The organism is Streptococcus mitis, from assembly GCF_003944325.1.
Taxonomy (GTDB): domain Bacteria; phylum Bacillota; class Bacilli; order Lactobacillales; family Streptococcaceae; genus Streptococcus; species Streptococcus mitis_CW.
The window spans coordinates 25,642-41,339 of record NZ_RJPX01000002.1; the positions used below are offsets into that span (position 1 = coordinate 25,642).

The 15,698-nt window shown below is 39.3% G+C and carries 11 protein-coding genes and 2 pseudogenes; 1 reads left to right on the top strand and 12 read right to left on the bottom strand.

Annotated elements, in window-relative coordinates:
* Positions 1-339: 339 nt before the first annotated feature.
* The 6 genes and pseudogenes from D8787_RS12095 to D8787_RS01145 form a co-directional block, all read right to left on the bottom strand.
* Positions 340-768 (bottom strand): annotated as a pseudogene (locus D8787_RS12095) (hypothetical protein); the annotation flags it as partial.
* Positions 765-1,703 (bottom strand): Rpn family recombination-promoting nuclease/putative transposase, encoded by a 939-nt coding sequence (locus D8787_RS01130; RefSeq protein WP_125420238.1) that lies wholly within the window; start codon positions 1,701-1,703, stop codon positions 765-767. The pseudogene D8787_RS12095 and the gene D8787_RS01130, both read right to left, overlap by 4 nt.
* Positions 1,704-1,842: 139 nt before the next feature.
* Positions 1,843-2,003, bottom strand: a pseudogene (locus D8787_RS11770) (alpha-L-fucosidase); the annotation flags it as partial.
* Between the two features lie 501 nt (positions 2,004-2,504).
* Positions 2,505-2,708 carry a hypothetical protein gene (locus D8787_RS11775; protein ID WP_125420240.1) on the bottom strand — a complete coding sequence of 68 codons (204 nt, stop codon included), beginning with the start codon at positions 2,706-2,708 and terminating at the stop codon, positions 2,505-2,507.
* A gap of 75 nt (positions 2,709-2,783) precedes the next feature.
* Complete coding sequence (locus D8787_RS01140; protein ID WP_125420242.1) at positions 2,784-7,403, bottom strand: ZmpA/ZmpB/ZmpC family metallo-endopeptidase; 4,620 nt, start codon at positions 7,401-7,403, stop codon at positions 2,784-2,786.
* A gap of 454 nt (positions 7,404-7,857) precedes the next feature.
* Positions 7,858-8,742 carry an SPFH domain-containing protein gene (locus D8787_RS01145; protein WP_004235732.1) on the bottom strand — a complete coding sequence of 295 codons (885 nt, stop codon included), beginning with the start codon at positions 8,740-8,742 and terminating at the stop codon, positions 7,858-7,860.
* A 249-nt stretch (positions 8,743-8,991) separates the two neighbouring features.
* Between D8787_RS01145 and D8787_RS01150 the strand changes: the two genes are divergently transcribed.
* The gene (locus D8787_RS01150) at positions 8,992-9,849 is read left to right on the top strand and encodes a 5'-nucleotidase, lipoprotein e(P4) family (protein WP_042901814.1); all 858 of its coding nucleotides are present in this window, start codon (positions 8,992-8,994) and stop codon (positions 9,847-9,849) included.
* Between the two features lie 740 nt (positions 9,850-10,589).
* Here D8787_RS01150 and adcA read toward each other — a convergent pair.
* The 6 genes from adcA to dltC form a co-directional block, all read right to left on the bottom strand.
* Entirely contained in the window at positions 10,590-12,092 is a 1,503-nt protein-coding gene (adcA, locus tag D8787_RS01160; RefSeq protein WP_125420244.1) for a zinc ABC transporter substrate-binding lipoprotein AdcA, read from the bottom strand.
* A 9-nt stretch (positions 12,093-12,101) separates the two neighbouring features.
* Positions 12,102-12,908 carry a metal ABC transporter permease gene (locus tag D8787_RS01165; protein ID WP_000950038.1) on the bottom strand — a complete coding sequence of 269 codons (807 nt, stop codon included), beginning with the start codon at positions 12,906-12,908 and terminating at the stop codon, positions 12,102-12,104.
* A complete protein-coding gene (locus tag D8787_RS01170; protein WP_125420246.1) occupies positions 12,901-13,605 on the bottom strand; it encodes a metal ABC transporter ATP-binding protein in 705 nt (234 codons plus the stop codon). Before D8787_RS01170 ends, D8787_RS01165 begins: the two co-directional genes overlap by 8 nt.
* Entirely contained in the window at positions 13,605-14,045 is a 441-nt protein-coding gene (gene adcR, locus D8787_RS01175; RefSeq protein ID WP_001249308.1) for a zinc-dependent transcriptional regulator AdcR, read from the bottom strand. The genes D8787_RS01170 and adcR overlap by 1 nt, the downstream gene beginning before the upstream one ends.
* 152 nt (positions 14,046-14,197) lie before the next feature.
* On the bottom strand, positions 14,198-15,466 hold the full coding sequence (gene dltD, locus D8787_RS01185; RefSeq protein ID WP_125420248.1) for a D-alanyl-lipoteichoic acid biosynthesis protein DltD: 1,269 nt from the start codon (positions 15,464-15,466) through the stop codon (positions 14,198-14,200).
* Positions 15,459-15,698: a D-alanine--poly(phosphoribitol) ligase subunit DltC gene (gene dltC / locus D8787_RS01190; RefSeq protein ID WP_000351967.1), complete on the bottom strand. Its 240-nt coding sequence runs from the start codon at positions 15,696-15,698 to the stop codon at positions 15,459-15,461. Before dltC ends, dltD begins: the two co-directional genes overlap by 8 nt.

Genomic DNA, 15,698 nt, shown 5'->3' on the forward strand with positions numbered 1-15,698 from the left:
ACCTCATTTTAAATATATATGCAAATAATTTGACCGTAATTTTCTGCAAAAAAAAAAAGCGTTTTGGGAAAGTAGGGCATTTTCAGAAAATTTTCGATTGAATTTTTTCTACTTTTTTTAAATAAATATATATGATGTTATCCAATCAATCTTATATAAAAATTTAGGCTAGTTCGGAAAAACAGCGGATATATTTTTTAATTTTAGTAAAATAAATAGGTTTGAAGTATGAAAATAGTGTATTTGTATCTCTATACACTAAAATCATTCGTACAAAATATAAAATCTATTCCAAACAAAAACATGCTATCTAGTTCGATAACATGCCTGTTTCTCTTTTTATAGCAACTCCTCAAACTCAGCGACAGTCATGCCTAACTGCTGGCTGGCAACCTCAGAAGGCAAAAGACCTTGGCGGACGAGATTTACTAAACCTACTTTTAATCCCTCTTCAATGCCTTCCGCTCGCCCTTGTTCAATGCCCTCTGCACGGCCACGTTCAAGACCACGCTCTAAACCTTTTTCAAGACCTTCCGCCCTAGCAGTTTCCAAGGCATAGTCCTGTGCTAACAAGGCTTGTTCTTCTCGCATACGTAGTTGACTAAACATTTTTATGTCCTCCTCGGACCAGCTCTTGTAGTCCAGCAGTTGGTCTGCTTGGCTGATGACTCGCTCAGGTTGCTGGGTAAAGGGCTTATTCCCAAAAAACTCCAACCATGGCTTGCGAATACTATCCTTGCTGGTTTCTCTGTATTTTTTAGTCCTTATTTGTTATGCTCTTTCAATAGTTCTTCAAACTCAGAGACAGTCATACCTAACTGCTGGCTGGCAACCTCGGAAGTCAAAAGACCTTGGCGAACCATATCTAGGAAAGTAAAGACTCTTCCTTCAACTTTCCCACGCTCCAGTCCCTGTTCAAGACCCTCTGCACGGCCACGTTCTAATCCTCTTTCTTCAGCTTGTTCCAAGGCATAGTCCTGCGCTAACAAGGCTTGTTCTTCACGCCTGCGCTGTTCACTAAACATTTTCCTGTCCTCCTCGGACCAGCTCTTGTAGTCTAGCAGTTGATCTGCCTGGCTGATGGCTCGCTCGGGTTGTTGAGTAAAGGGCTTATTCCCAAAAAACTCCAACCATGGCTTGCGAACCTCGTCTTTGCTGGTTTCTCTGTATTTTTTTAGTTCCAAGAACGCCATCTTGACCAGATGGTTTTCCTGACCGTTGTTTGTGATTGTTAAAACTTCACCTGTCGTATCCTCTCGCATACTAAAACTGTGAAAGGCTAAGTCATCTTGAAAATAATTACTGTCCACGATAGCGATAGCATATACTGGTGCAATATGTTTATAACTCTGGTGGGTATCACCTTCTCGTTGGCGAATTTTTTCAAGATTCTGATTGACCTGACTGCATAAGTAAGCCCACAGGCGATTGATGAAAAAATTCTGATGATGTACTTGTATTTCGATAATAACTTGCGTTCCATTATCCAACTCCGCCAATACATCTATACTGGTATAGAAATCTTGGGCTGAATAAGGCATGGAAGGTAATACATGAATATTGCTTCCCTCCAAAATCGTTACATTTTTTGCAGGTAAGTCCAGCATATCGCGGATAAATTGACAAGTGATTTCGGGATTGCTAAAAATCTTCTTAGCAACCAAATCATTGGTTGGGCTGATGCCCGGATGACGTACAGTCATATTTCTTCTCCTTTCATTATACCATAGTTTTAAATCTAGATTTACTAGATTCGATGGTTCTATCTATTTATTCGAAAAGGAAATGGATTGTGAAGATGTTTTATCTCGTTTCAACTAAAATATAATCTTGAGCAATCAGCTATCCATCAACTGTCAGATTCAGGAAAAAATACAGGGTTGGTATGCACAAATCTTTTTTGCTTTCCCCAGCTTGCAATTGAAGAACTTGAATCTCATCCTGATGAATAACGCCATATCCAGTTAAAATCAAATCTTAATTTCTAAAGGCGTACTACATTCACCAGTATATTGAACTACACCATCTTATTAACAACTTTATCCACATCTGTGGATAAAGTTGTTAATAACTAAAAATCCTTTCCTACATCCACAAAAGTTTTTATTACAATATGAAATGTCTTAACTTTTCTGACGAACTACTACTATTCTCTACCAAAACCCATCCCCTCCTAGCTAACAATTAACATTCAAATTTTCTCCATGTCAACAAATGAAACCGTATTGTTTACAAAGATTATCTTAGTTCCAACCTTGATATTTGCTACATAGAATAGACCATCAATTCAAAAGAAAGATATATAAACTCCATTTAGCAATAATTAATCATATCTATCCCCACGCTTGTCCACAATCTGTGGATAACTTCTGTGAATTACCCAATTTTTAAGAACTCTTTTACTCTCAGTTGGCTACTATTTCTAAGGTTAATGAGATTTTCCCACTCTTATAAATCTGTGGAAAAGTTTGAAAATAACTCCATCTTCAAGCAAACAGTTATTTTCAAGAAACAAGGTCAGACTCTTCGAAAATCTCTTCAAACCACGTCAGCGTCGCCTTACCGTGCGTATAGTTACTGACTTCGTCAGTTTTATCTACAACCTCAAAACCATGTTTTGAGCTGACTTCGTCAATTTTATCTGCAACCTCAAAGCTGTACTTTGAGCAACCTGTGGCTAGCTTCCTAGTTTGCTTTTTGATTTTCATTGAGTATCAAATCTGACAAGAACCTCAAAAAAACACCCCTCTGAATGTTCATTCCAGAGAGATGTTCCTTTTGCCTTAGCTATTGTAAATCGATTGTCTAAAGTCATCTGAATCTTTGAGATAAGCTTTATAAATCACTTTTTTCAGTTTTTGGACTGGGGTTTCGATAAAGGTATAGGTGCGAGCAGTTGTTTTGCCTGCTTTTATTTGAGCAAGTTCTTCTTTAACAGCTTTCTGCATCAATTCACTTAACTTCTGACTTGTCAGACTTATTTGCTGACCTTCATATTGGATTGTCAAAGGTTTCAATTGATTGAGCCTATCCACTCTTTCCTTGATTTGTGCTTTTTTGAACTCAGCATAGCTCTTACCACTTAAAACTTTATTGAAAATGTAAGTATCAGATAAAGGCTTGTTTTCAGTCTCTGCTGCTTCTTTAAACTGATTTGACACATAAGGAACAAATCCTTCATAATAGCCCAAAGCTGCCATCAATTCAAAGGCTTGTTTTCTAAAGGTGATATCCCCACTCATACCAGAGTCATTTTGACTAACACCATAAATGGTATCAAACATATCAACGGTATAGTAACCATTTGCTGCAATTTTTCCTTTATCTGAAAAACCAGCAATGATATAACGATTGACCAGAATATGATTGTCAATCAAACTATCAATATCTGTCAATTTTTTGGCATCTTCTAAGGTCAGAGCTTGAATCTCCTCACTCTTATGAGTTGGTTTAACCGCTGTATTGCGGTAATCTACCCAAGTTCTAGGCCCTGTTGAAGGAATCGGCATTATTTTTTTGAAATAACTCATCTTGTCTTCTGCAGACAAGCCTTTACTTGCCTCTGCTTCTAGGTAATCTAGAGTATAAAGGACATCAAAACTTCCCTTCATGTAAGATTGCAAATCTTCTGCCGTTTTAAATCGATCAGGTGTTTTATTGTAAAATCCATTCTTATCACTCTCATCATATACAAAGTTGAGATTGAAATAAGTATCCTTTTCTGGATTATAGGAATTTTCAAAAATACCACGCGCATAAAACTCTGCTCCTGTACCATCTCGACGACCATGATTATTAAACAGAACTGTTCCGTCTAATAAATGCGTCATTTCATGAGAATAAGTCGCTGAACCTCTATCATCCAGAACCCTATCTATAAAGTAACGGACACCTAATCCATTGGCCTCAGCTCCTACCTTACTTACTGGAGAATAGTAATTCATAGGAGTCATAAACTGGTCGACCCCCTTATCAGCTCCACTACCAGTAGCTGGTGACCAAGTGCTATCAATCTGGGCATTCGAATTACTTGTATATTTCTTCATCGTATCAATAATCAAGCGATTTGTAAGCAACTTATCACGATTTTCTGGTTTTGTTATACGATACAGAGTATCAACATAGTTGGCTTGTTGTACAGCCGCTTTTTCAATTAAAGACTTGACTCTAGCAAGCTCAGCCTGATACTTAGTTGGATTAGACTGGGCAAGAGAAGTATCTATATAGGAACCAATATTACCGTAAGTAATCGTCGCCATATTACTAATCACGTAAACATTTGGTTCTTTCACATTCAAAAGTCCCAAAATAGCAACCATATTGGCTTCTTGTTTACGAGGATCCTTTTCCCCAGCTGTCAACTTGCTATATAGCCCGACATGCGCTGAAGGATTTTCCTTAGATGGTTTTTCAACAATCATAGCTTGGCTAGATTTTTTAAGCCAGGTATCCGCATCATCTGACGTAAAGAGTTGGCGATTGCTATCTAAAAATTCCTTCAAGCTAGCCTTACCTGTAATGGTAGATAAGTATTTTGTAAATGTTTGAGGACTATTGGTCAATTTCATCTCTTCATAAGACATGGATCCTAATTTCTTCAAACTATCCAAGGCTGTCATTGTCTTATTGCCAAATGAACTTGGATTAAAGGCCAGAATATCACGAATATTCGTGTCCCCAAATTGAATATTATAAAAACGATTGATATAAGACAGTCCCAACAAAATCTGCTCTTTGTATTGCTCCAGCTCTTGTTTGACCTTACTGCGATTTTCAGGGGTATCTCCTATAATCCCCAAAGTATGAGAGGCAATCTTTTTGAAACTTGACTCAGCTTGCGTTTTCGTCTGATCAAAGCTTTCTTGAATTGACAGTTTTTGAAGATACTCTGTGCGCAACATATCTTTGACCTCTTGGTCAGTGATATTTGGGTATGTTTTTCTGAGCGCAATTCTCCTTGTTATAATATCTCGAGGATCATAGACAGGCTCTAACTGTGCTTTTAGTTTACTGTCATGTAAGAAATCTACTGATCTCGCGCTTGTGGTAAGAGCAGACACATCCACAGCATCTTCTCTCTCACTATTGGCTGGAAGCAAGTGTGGTTTATCCTCCTGACTACCAACTAAAACAACTCTCGGTTTCATTGGTTTTGTTATTTGACTCACTTCTTGAGGATGAACCAATTCACCAGTTTGTTCATTGATAGCGTAGGTTCTGGTAAGTGTATTCTCACCAACTTCTCCTTCAGATGCTACCTTTTCTATATTTTTAGCAAGAGAAGGATCCTCTCTTCGCTCCTCAGTAACCACAATCGGTTGAATTACTTTTTCCACATTACCAACTTGAATCACTTTATCGACTGCTGAATTTACTTGTCTAGTGGTGTCAGACACCGTCACCTGACCTGTTGACTTATCTAGTTGATAAGTCGTCCTAGTTTCCACCGAACCATCACGCCCTGCAACCGCTACTTCCTCTTTTCTGAACTCCAAAGCAGGATTCACTTGGTAAATCGTTTTATGAGATAGGACAGTAGTTTCAACACTCGGTTTAGTGCCAACTTCTACAACTTGATCAACTTTGTTAGCTACTATTTTGACAGTTTTATTCTCAGAAATATTTCCACTTGCTTGATCTTTAGTATAGGTAGTAGTAACTTGTTCTTGTCCTTCAACACCCGGAATTTTCACTCTTGTAACGCCGTGGTCTAGTGCCTCATTCTTTTCATAAATGGTTTCATAAGGAACAGCTTTGGTCTCTACTTTGGTCTGAGGAAATTGAGTGTCTTCTTTATACTCTGGAAGAGCCTCCTGTATCTCAGGCTCATCGGAAACGCCACCTTCATAAGATGAAAGAGCTGGTTCTACTAAGGACTCACCAGAAACGCCGCCTTCATAAGAAGGAAGAGACGGTTCCACCAAGGATTCGCCAGAAACGCCACCTTCATAAGATGAAAGTGTTGGTTCTACTAAGGACTCACCGGAAACACCGCCTCCATAAGATGAAAGTGTTGGTTCTACTAAGGACTCACCGGAAACACCGCCTTCATAAGATGGAAGCGCTGGTTCTACCAAGGATTCACCGGAAACGCCGCCTTCATAAGATGGAAGAGACGGTTCCACCAAGGATTCGCCAGAAACGCCACCTTCATAAGATGAAAGTGTTGGTTCTACTAAGGACTCACCGGAAACACCGCCTCCATAAGATGAGAGAGTTGCTTCTACCAAGGATTCACCGGAAACACCGCCCTCATAAGAGGGGAGAGACGGCTCTACCAAGGACTCGCTAGAGACACCACCTTCATAAGATGGAAGAGCTAGTTGGACTTCCGGGGCTAGGCTTATGCCATTTTCTTGAGGTTCCTTCTCTTTTGTCCCGACCAGAATCACCTGAGTAACTGGTTCATGAAGCACTTCTCTTCCCACTTCATTTCGCGTTACAACACCATCGATAACCCTTACTTCTGTTAAGATTCGTTCTTGTCCCTTGGCACCTTCTATAGAAATTCTTTTTTCTCCCTTAGTCAGAGTTGGGTCAGACTGCAATTGAGTTTCAAACTCTATCTCCCCTACCCTAACTTCCAGTTCTGTCTTGTCTTCAATAACAGTTTTCATTCCTTCATCCGGTACTTTTTTAGACTCAATACTCATACTTTTTTCAGGAGTTGGATTTAAAAGGGGCTCAACTGCGTAGGTTGGTTGAGGAGATTGCACAAGATCTTCAGTCGAGTCAAATTGAGATGCAGTCTGTGGTACAATCTTCTTAGACTGAGATTCTGAACTTTCCTCCTTTTGAGATAATGCTGGCGATTCTACCTTATCAACAGAAAGTTCCTTGCTAGCACTATCTCTTACCAAATAATATCCCGTAAATTCATATCCTTGGACTATTTCAGGACTTGGTAGAAACTGACCTTCTACTCGCTTAACAAGGGCTGGTTGCAATTCTACCAGATTTTCTAAAGCAGAGATGGAGGCTCCCAAGCCACCAACAGCAAAGACTGTCACAAGGAAGTAAGACGCTCCCTTTTTTCTCTTGATTAAAGTGAAGGAAAGCAATAATAATCCTGCTCCCAAGATAAACATCCCATTATTAGAAAACAGACCTGTTTCTGGTAATCTTGTAGCCAATTTTCGATAGACAAAGTAATATTCTTTTCCCTCTTTTACCTCAATCTTATTTTCTTCAAACCATTGCAACTCAGATTTCAGCTTTTCAGATAAATCCTGCTCATCCAAATAATGACTTGAAATTAGTGTTGAAGTCGTTTCTGTAGCCTGTACAGGTTGAGCACCCATACCATCAAAAAATAAACTCGTTCCTAGCAAGACCGAACAAGCTCCTATTGTATATTTCCTCAAAGAAAAACGCTGCTTTCTCTCAAATTGAAATTCTTTCATCCCATATCCTATCATTCATTATTACTGTATATTTAGTATATCAGAAATAGTTTGTATTCACAAATCTTTCTAGTTATTCCCTTATCATTCCAAGTTAAGGGGGACAACATACAATAATTTTTATTTATAGTAGATTGAAATAAGATATGAACAAAGAGATTAGGAAAGTCAAATTAATTTCTAGAAACGTTTTAGAATCCTTATTGTACTATTCTAGGTTCAATCTACTATATATCAATGTTCTTTGCTTTTCTTAACAAACGCAATGCAAAAAGAGCCTGTTGCCAAGCTCTTTGTACTCAATGAAAATCAAAGAACAAACTAGGAAACTAGCCGCAGGTTGCTCAAAACACCGTTTTGAGGTAGTAGATAAGACTGACGAAGTCAGTTACATATATCTACGGCAAGGCAACGTTGACGTGGTTTGAAGAGATTTTCGAAGAGTATTAGTCTATTATTTCTTCTCAGCGCGAAGGGCTGACAAGATTTGTGTACGGATATCATCCACACCATTTGGCGTATTTGGTAAAAAGATAGTTTGATTTCCCTTAGAGGCAAAGGTATTCAAGGTATCCAAATACTGGTTGGTCAAGAGGATGGACATGATTTGTTCTTCTGTCATGCCAACATTGGCTTCCTTGAGTTCGGTGATAGACTCTGCCAAGCCATCCACAATCGCCTTACGTTGTTGGGCAATCCCCACACCATGAAGGCGGTCTTTTTCTGCTTCGGCTTCAGCTGCAGTGACAATTTTAATCTTGTCAGCTTCCGCCAATTCTTGCGCTGCAACCCGTTTACGTTGCGCCGCATTGATTTCATTCATGGATTGCTTAACTTCTGCATCTGGCTCCACCTTGGTAATCAAAGTTTTCACGATAATATAGCCGTAAGTTGTCATTTCTTCTGCTACTTGATGTTGAACCTCAAGGGCAATCTCGTCTTTTTTCTCAAACAATTCATCCAAGGTTAATTTGGGAACAGAAGAGCGAAGGGCGTCTTCGATATAAGATTTAATCTGAGATTCTGGACGCATGAGTTTATAGTATGCATCTGTCACGCTCTGCTCATTGACACGGTACTGAGTCGCTACATTCATCATAACAAACACATTGTCCTTGGTCTTAGTCTCAACCACAATATCGCTTTGCAACAAGCGCAACTGGATTCGTGCTGCAATCGAATCAATCCCAAAAGGCAAGCGAATATGAATACCGCTATTGGCAACCTTTTGGTATTTCCCAAAGCGTTCAATAATCGCCACCGACTGCTGACGAACCACATAAACTGTACTCAGTGTGACTATCACCAATAGGAGCACACAAACCACCACAAAAATCATCAAAAATGTTGTTATCATCGCGACGACCTCCATCATTATTTTTTCCTGTATTATAGCACATTTAAAGAAGGTTGTGCAGTTTTTACTGCGATTTTTCCTGAAATGTCAATAATTAGAGGTAAAACTACATTTCAAGTTAATAATCGCTTTTTTCATTACATTATCTTCATCCATATTCAGGGAATAGCTTGCCTTAACTTTTCCCTCGTGATATACTATTTATTGAAATGAATGAATAGGAGATATTTCATGAAAACAGCAAAAACTACTGTTACAATCCTTTCTGCACTTGCTTCTGTCGTCTTATTGGCTAGTTGTGCAACAAAGTCTACAGAAACACAGACAAGCAATAATAGCTCATCTGATAATCAGATTACATTGACATATGACCAACTACGGTCAAGAGAAAACACTATGTCAACCCTTTGGTATCAAAAATCAGCTGAAACTAAAGCTTTATACATACAGGGTTATAACGTTGCAACAAATCACCTAAAGGAATTGCTCAAAACAGAATCAGATAAACCTTACTCTATCGTTTTAGACTTGGATGAAACTGTCCTAGATAATAGCCCTTATCAAGTACAAAATGTCAAAGATGGTACAGCATTCACACCCGAAAATTGGGATGTTTGGGTTCAAAAAGCTTCAGCAAAAGCTGTCCCAGGTGCCAAGGATTTTCTTCAGTTTGCTGATCAAAACGGTGTCCAAATCTACTATATTTCTGACCGCTCAGCTAATCAAGTAGATGCTACCATTAAAAATCTTGAAAGTGAAGGAATTCCTGTTCAAGGACGTGATCATCTCATGTTCTTAGAAAGTGGTGTAAAATCCAAAGAAGGTCGTCGCCAAAAAGTTCAAGAAAAAACAAATCTTATCTTATTGTTTGGTGATAACCTCGTAGACTTTGCAGATTTTTCTAAGACTTCTGAATCTGACCGTGATAAACAACTTGAAGAATTGCAAAAAGAATTCGGTGAAAAATTCATTATCTTCCCAAATCCAATGTACGGATCATGGGAATCAGCTGTATACGCTGGTAACAAACTAGATGCTAAAGGTCAAGTAGAAGAACGCCAAAAAGCCTTGCAAGGTTTTGATAAATAAAATAAATAAGCTAATTCTATATAAAATTAGGCTAACTTACAATCTTAAAAAAGTGGATAGGAAGGAATTCTGATAATCAGAAAACTTTCCTATCCACTTTTATGATTGATATAACATCAAGATTTTATACATCTGATACTATACGTTTTCTGATTTTAAAGACTTTTTGCCTATCCCTGATATTTCAAGAATTAAATGATGTTGATGATTTAAATTTAGTGTGATATACTATTTTTTGTCATCGGTTACCGATTACGTTCCTTACGGTTCGTGAGAGGAGGTGAAACTAATGAACCTTGCCCCAGAGCTCGTTCTTACTATTGTAGCGGACGTCATAGCAGGAATTATCTTGTATTTCGTCTGCAAATGGCTAGATGGTAAGAAGTAGACCGAATGACTAGCCTACCAACACCCGTTAAATCGTTAAGATACGTCAAAAAATCCCTTAACTACTGCAATAGTTAAGGGATTTGGTGTTCTAATGAACCTTACCCATTAAATTTATTCTAACACACAAGCGCTAAGATTTCAAGAGTTTTATTTATTGTTTAAAGTTCTGAAAGGTCTATAATGAGAAGTTATACTCAATGAAAATCAAAGAGCAAACTAGGAAACTAGCCGCAGGCTGTACTTGAGTACGGCAAGGCGACGTTGATGTGGTTTGAATTTGATTTTCGAAGAGTATTAGACATCTAGTACTCCAAAAACCGACTAGCTCTTATGAACTAGTCGATTTCTCATCAATGCGCTAACATTTCTTGGGCGATTTCTTGGCCAGATAGGTTATCTGGGTAATAAGTTGGCCAGTTATCCATTTCTTCAAAGAGGGCTTCCTGGCTTGTGCCTCCAAAGAAGATATGAAAATGTTCTGCCTTAACTGGGGCGATATTGTGGTCACTAAACTGAACATACTTGAATTGTCCAGCGTCAGCATCTGTGGCTTCAAAGAGGAAGCGCACGCCACGATTGCCTTTCTTGTAAGTTAAGATTTTCTTACCAACATACTTGTAGGTGAATTTCTTACTTTGTCCACCTTGAACAAATTCCATAGTGTTATCAGTAATGTTGATCTTGCTCACATCTGTCTGATAGCCTTTTGTATAGTAGGCCTTGTACTCAGCCTGGGTCATCTTACCAGTCAACTTAGCCTTGTAGTCAAAGACCTGATCAAACGTTCCATCTTCAAGGAAAGGATAAACTGATTGCCAGTTACCTACATAGTCACTCAAGGTGCGATCCTTGACGTCTGCATCCTCAAAGTAACCATTTTGAACTGTCTTGGTATCCTCTGCCTTTTCAGGTTCGATAGCTGGGCCTTCTTGGTCTGTTGTTTGTTTTAGAGCCTTGAGGTTTTTCTCCATCACGGAAATGTAGTTTTCTCCAGCCTTAGTGTCCTCTTCTGTCAGACTTTCTAAAGGATTGAGGACATCTGTTTTGACACCTGCCTCTTTTGAAAGTGTGTTAGCCAGAGCTTGTGAGGCATTTTCTTCAAAGTAGATATAGGCAATTTTATTTTTCTTGACATATTCTGTCAATTCAGCCAGACGAGCAGCTGATGGTTCTGCATCTGGAGAGAGACCTGAGATTGCGACCTGCTTGAGTCCATAGTCCAAAGCAAGGTAGTTAAAGGCTGCGTGCTGAGTCACAAAGCTCTTTTGTTTAGCTTGAGACAAGCCTTCTGCATAAGCCTTATCCAAGGCTTGCAATTTTTCGATATAGGCAGCAGCATTCTTCTCAAAGGTCTCTTTTTTATCAGGATAATCTGCTGACAAGCTATCACGGATGTGCTCTACTAGTTTAATGGCACGGACTGGTGATAACCAAACATGGGGATCGTACTCATGGTGATGGCCTTCCTCTCCATGGTCATGGTCTTCCTCTTCTTCGCCACCTGGCAAAAGCAACATATCGCCAGTCGCCTTGATGGTTTTCACCTTTTTCTTATCCAAAGTATCTAGCAATTTAGGTACCCATGTTTCCATGTTTTCATTTTCATAAACGAAGGCATCTGCATCTTGGATTTTGGCAACTGCCTTGGCAGACGGTTCATATTCATGGGGTTCTGTACCAGCACCGATGAGGAGTTCTACATTAGCAGTATCTCCTGCGACTTGCTTGGTAAATTCATAGACAGGGTAAAAGGTTGTCACAATATTGAGTTTGCCATCTGCCTGTTTTTGATTGGAACAAGCCACTAAAAATAAGGCACATAGACTGGCTAGCAATAAGCTAATTTTTTTCACATTAGTCTCCTATTTGATAAAACGTCTTACTAAACTAATGAGTAAAAAGACAGTTACAAAAATAATGGTAATACTTGCACTTGCAGGTGTTTCTGCATAGTAGGAAATGTAAAGTCCTGCTACCATTCCCAAAAATCCAATCGCACTAGCTAGCAGCATAACTGATTTAAAGTTTTTCCCCAGACGCAGGGCAATACTAGCTGGCAAGACCATAATGGTCGACACCAAAAGAGCTCCTGCTGCTGGAATCATAAGAGCAATAGCCACCCCTGTCACCATGTTAAAAAGAATAGACATAGTACGAACTGGCAAGCCATCCACAAAGGCCGTATCCTCATCAAAGGTCAAGATATACATTGGACGAAGGAAGAGGAAGGTCAAAATCAAAACAACTGCCGCAATGACAAAGAGGGAAATGACCTGCTCTTCGCTGATAGTCACAATCGAACCAAAAAGATACTGGTCCAAACTCATAGAACTCGAGCTTTTGCCCTTGCTCATGACAATCAGAGAAACAGCCAAACCTGTCGACATGAGGATAGCTGTCCCGATTTCCATAAAGCTCTTGTAAACCGTACGGAGATACTCCAGAAAGACTGCCGCAATCAAGACAATAGCAATCGTAGAAACAGTCGGAGAAATCCCTAGGACCAGACCAAAGGCTACACCTGAAAGTGAGACGTGGCTGAGGGTATCACTCATCAAACTCTGACGACGCAAGATAAGGAAGGTTCCAAGAACTGGCGAGAAAAGACTCATAGCAATGACCGCCAGAAAGGCACGCTGCATAAAGTCATAAGATAATAAACTAAGCATGACCCACCTCCTGATCATTCTCATGAACGTTGAAACAACGCCATGGTGAGTCTTGGTTACGGACTAGATGAATATTGCGGTCCGCATAATTCTTAACTTCTTCAGGATCATGGGTAATCATCAAAACAGCCTTGCCATGATGATGGGCGCTGTGGTGCATGAGTTCGTAAAATTCATTTTTACTTCCTGCATCCATCCCCGTCGTCGGCTCATCTAGGACAAACACATCTGGGTCAGAAGCAAACATACGTGCAATCACCGCTCGCTGCTTTTGCCCCCCAGATAGAGAACCCAAGCGTTTGTCTCGGTGTTCCCACATGCCAACTGAGTCTAGACTAGCCTTGATATGCTCCTCATCATGAGCATTCAAGCGACGGAACCAACCTTTTCGTGGATAGCGTCCCGACTTGACAAATTCATAAACCGTACTTGGAAAACCTGCATTAAAACTGGCTATCTGTTGAGGAAGATAGGCTATTCTCAATTTCTTTCCTTGAGCATTTGTCTTTGAAATAGTCACCTTTCCAATTCGTGGCTGAAGGATTCCAAGACTGGCCTTGATGAGTGTCGTCTTAGCCGCCCCATTTTCCCCCGTCAAGGTAACAAATTCCCCACTATCAACACTATAATTGATATGTTCAAGAACAGGCTCCTTATCATAATAGAAGGATAAGTCCTCTACCGTAATATATCTCATTATTTGATTTCTCCTACTAAAGCAGTCAAAAACCGCTGAATCACTTTTTGTTCATTTGGAGTAAACTGAGTCGCCACTTGTTCATAGGTTAAAAGCGTATGCTCATGGTGATGGTGGTGCTCCTCAGCGATTGGACGAGCCAAATCAGTCAACTGATAAAAAATCACACGCGCATCCTTAGGATCTTTAGATGTTTCCAACATCCCTTCCTTGACCAAAGATTTAATGGCCTTGGTAACTGCCGCCTGACTGACATTGAGACGACGGGCCAACTCTGAATTTGTTAAAGATTCCTCTGACAAGAGCATGAGGATATGCTCCTGGGTATTGGTCAGAGCCACCTCGCTAGTGCAATGACCTATTAGGATTTCATGCTGATTTTCTGCCTGCAAAATCACCTCATTCAAAAAAGCATCGATATCCTTCGCTAGCTGTCTCATATTTGACTCCTTTCCTTTTGGACTTCTCTTTTTTAAGAGAAAAATACTATTCTTTGAAATTTTATTTACCAGTTAATTATATCACAAGCAAAAAAAGAGTCAAGAGAAAACGTGAAAACCAGTTTCATTCTTGAACTCTTCCATATTATTATCTATTGAAATTCCTTGACATCTCCATCATAAATCGCCCAGTCTTTTGTGAAAAAGCGCTCATTTAGATGATAGGTAGGAGCTGGTGTGGGATTGGATAGGAAAGGATCAACTGCCTTATCAAAAGCAAGCCAACCCAACCAACCTAGGTGAATGGTATCCTTAATAAAATAAGGATCCCCTCCATTTTTTGAAAAGTCAGCAATATTAGTGAAACCTTGACTTTCTAATTGATAACGAATTTTCTCCACTGCATGCTGGTACATATCTTCTCTGAGCCCTGTGTAGTCCATCCATTTCTTATTGACAGGTTGGATGACAAAGAGGACATTAACTTTCGATTTTGCAAATTGATTGAGAACCAACTGTAAATCATTATATTCAGATGATTTTAGGAAGCTGTAATTCTTTTGATACCCTTCCCATTTTTTCAAATCCTTCTTAACCTCTCTTGTATAGAAATGATTTTCCATTCCCATATCATTATTGGTCGTATTTGTTTCTGCATCCTTTCGAGCAATTTTTTCTAACTCTTGGTAAGAAAATTGATCTGGAAGATCTTTTAAATAATTTTCCACATGTTCCTTATATTTGAGTTTTCCTCTAATGGAGAACCGACCAAATAGAGAAGCCTGTCTCTCATTGAATCGGGCAAAAATATTAATAGCAACCTGATCAACATCTGATAATTCTTCACCCTTTGATAATTTTTGAACAATGCCTTTTAATGCAACATTAGGATTCTGCTTTAACAATCGAATAGCCGCGTGCTTTGCAACAGTGTCACCAGATTGATTTTCCAAAAAAGCTGTCAATTGGTCACTGTTAAAAAATCTCTGAAACGCTGCGGGTTCATAATCAGTCTCCGTAAACCACTGAGGCGAAATCACAAATACCGCATGCTTATTCTCTATTTCTGGCAAAATTTGCTGTAGGCCAAAATATTGATTTAGAGAGGCTGCTCCTGCTTGACCTAAAAAGTAAGGACGATAGGGACGATGGTATTTCTCTGCTAAAACAGCTGGATGGACACTATCAAATCGAATCCATTCACTGGACCCTAGAAAAGGAATAAAACGCATATTTGGATCTGTAAAAGCCCTTACTTTTTGGCTTCTCTCTTTAAAACTCTCTACACTAACAGAAGCCGCCGAATATTTCTCCTCCGTCAGATTATGGCTTGTTGTACTTGGATAAAAAAAGATGAGTAGAAGAACCAAAAATCCAGCAGTGAAGATAGGCCCGAAGATTAGCCACAAGCGTTTAAGCATTTTGTAGCTCCACAATACCAGCTATTATTTTATTGGCTGTATTCCAGTCGTCTCGACCAAACTCTGTCACAGGGACACGAATGTCAAAACGGTTTTCAATCTCCACAATCAATTCAACCGTTCCCATACTATCCAAGACACCTGCGTCAAAAAGATCTTCATCCATCATGTCAGAAACATCTTCCATAAACAACTCATCAATAATTTCGATAACTTCTGATTTGATATCCAT

Bases quoted from the DNA above. Each gene is read 5' to 3' on its own strand.
- D8787_RS01130 (WP_125420238.1), bottom strand. From the start codon at position 1,703: ATGACTGTACGTCATCCGGGCATCAGCCCAACCAATGATTTGGTTGCT.
- D8787_RS11775 (WP_125420240.1), bottom strand. From the start codon at position 2,708: ATGAAAATCAAAAAGCAAACTAGGAAGCTAGCCACAGGTTGCTCAAAG.
- D8787_RS01140 (WP_125420242.1), bottom strand. From the start codon at position 7,403: ATGAAAGAATTTCAATTTGAGAGAAAGCAGCGTTTTTCTTTGAGGAAA.
- D8787_RS01145 (WP_004235732.1), bottom strand. From the start codon at position 8,742: ATGATTTTTGTGGTGGTTTGTGTGCTCCTATTGGTGATAGTCACACTG.
- D8787_RS01150 (WP_042901814.1), top strand. From the start codon at position 8,992: ATGAAAACAGCAAAAACTACTGTTACAATCCTTTCTGCACTTGCTTCT.
- D8787_RS01165 (WP_000950038.1), bottom strand. From the start codon at position 12,908: ATGCTTAGTTTATTATCTTATGACTTTATGCAGCGTGCCTTTCTGGCG.
- D8787_RS01170 (WP_125420246.1), bottom strand. From the start codon at position 13,605: ATGAGATATATTACGGTAGAGGACTTATCCTTCTATTATGATAAGGAG.
- adcR (WP_001249308.1), bottom strand. From the start codon at position 14,045: ATGAGACAGCTAGCGAAGGATATCGATGCTTTTTTGAATGAGGTGATT.
- dltD (WP_125420248.1), bottom strand. From the start codon at position 15,466: ATGCTTAAACGCTTGTGGCTAATCTTCGGGCCTATCTTCACTGCTGGA.
- dltC (WP_000351967.1), bottom strand. From the start codon at position 15,698: ATGGATATCAAATCAGAAGTTATCGAAATTATTGATGAGTTGTTTATG.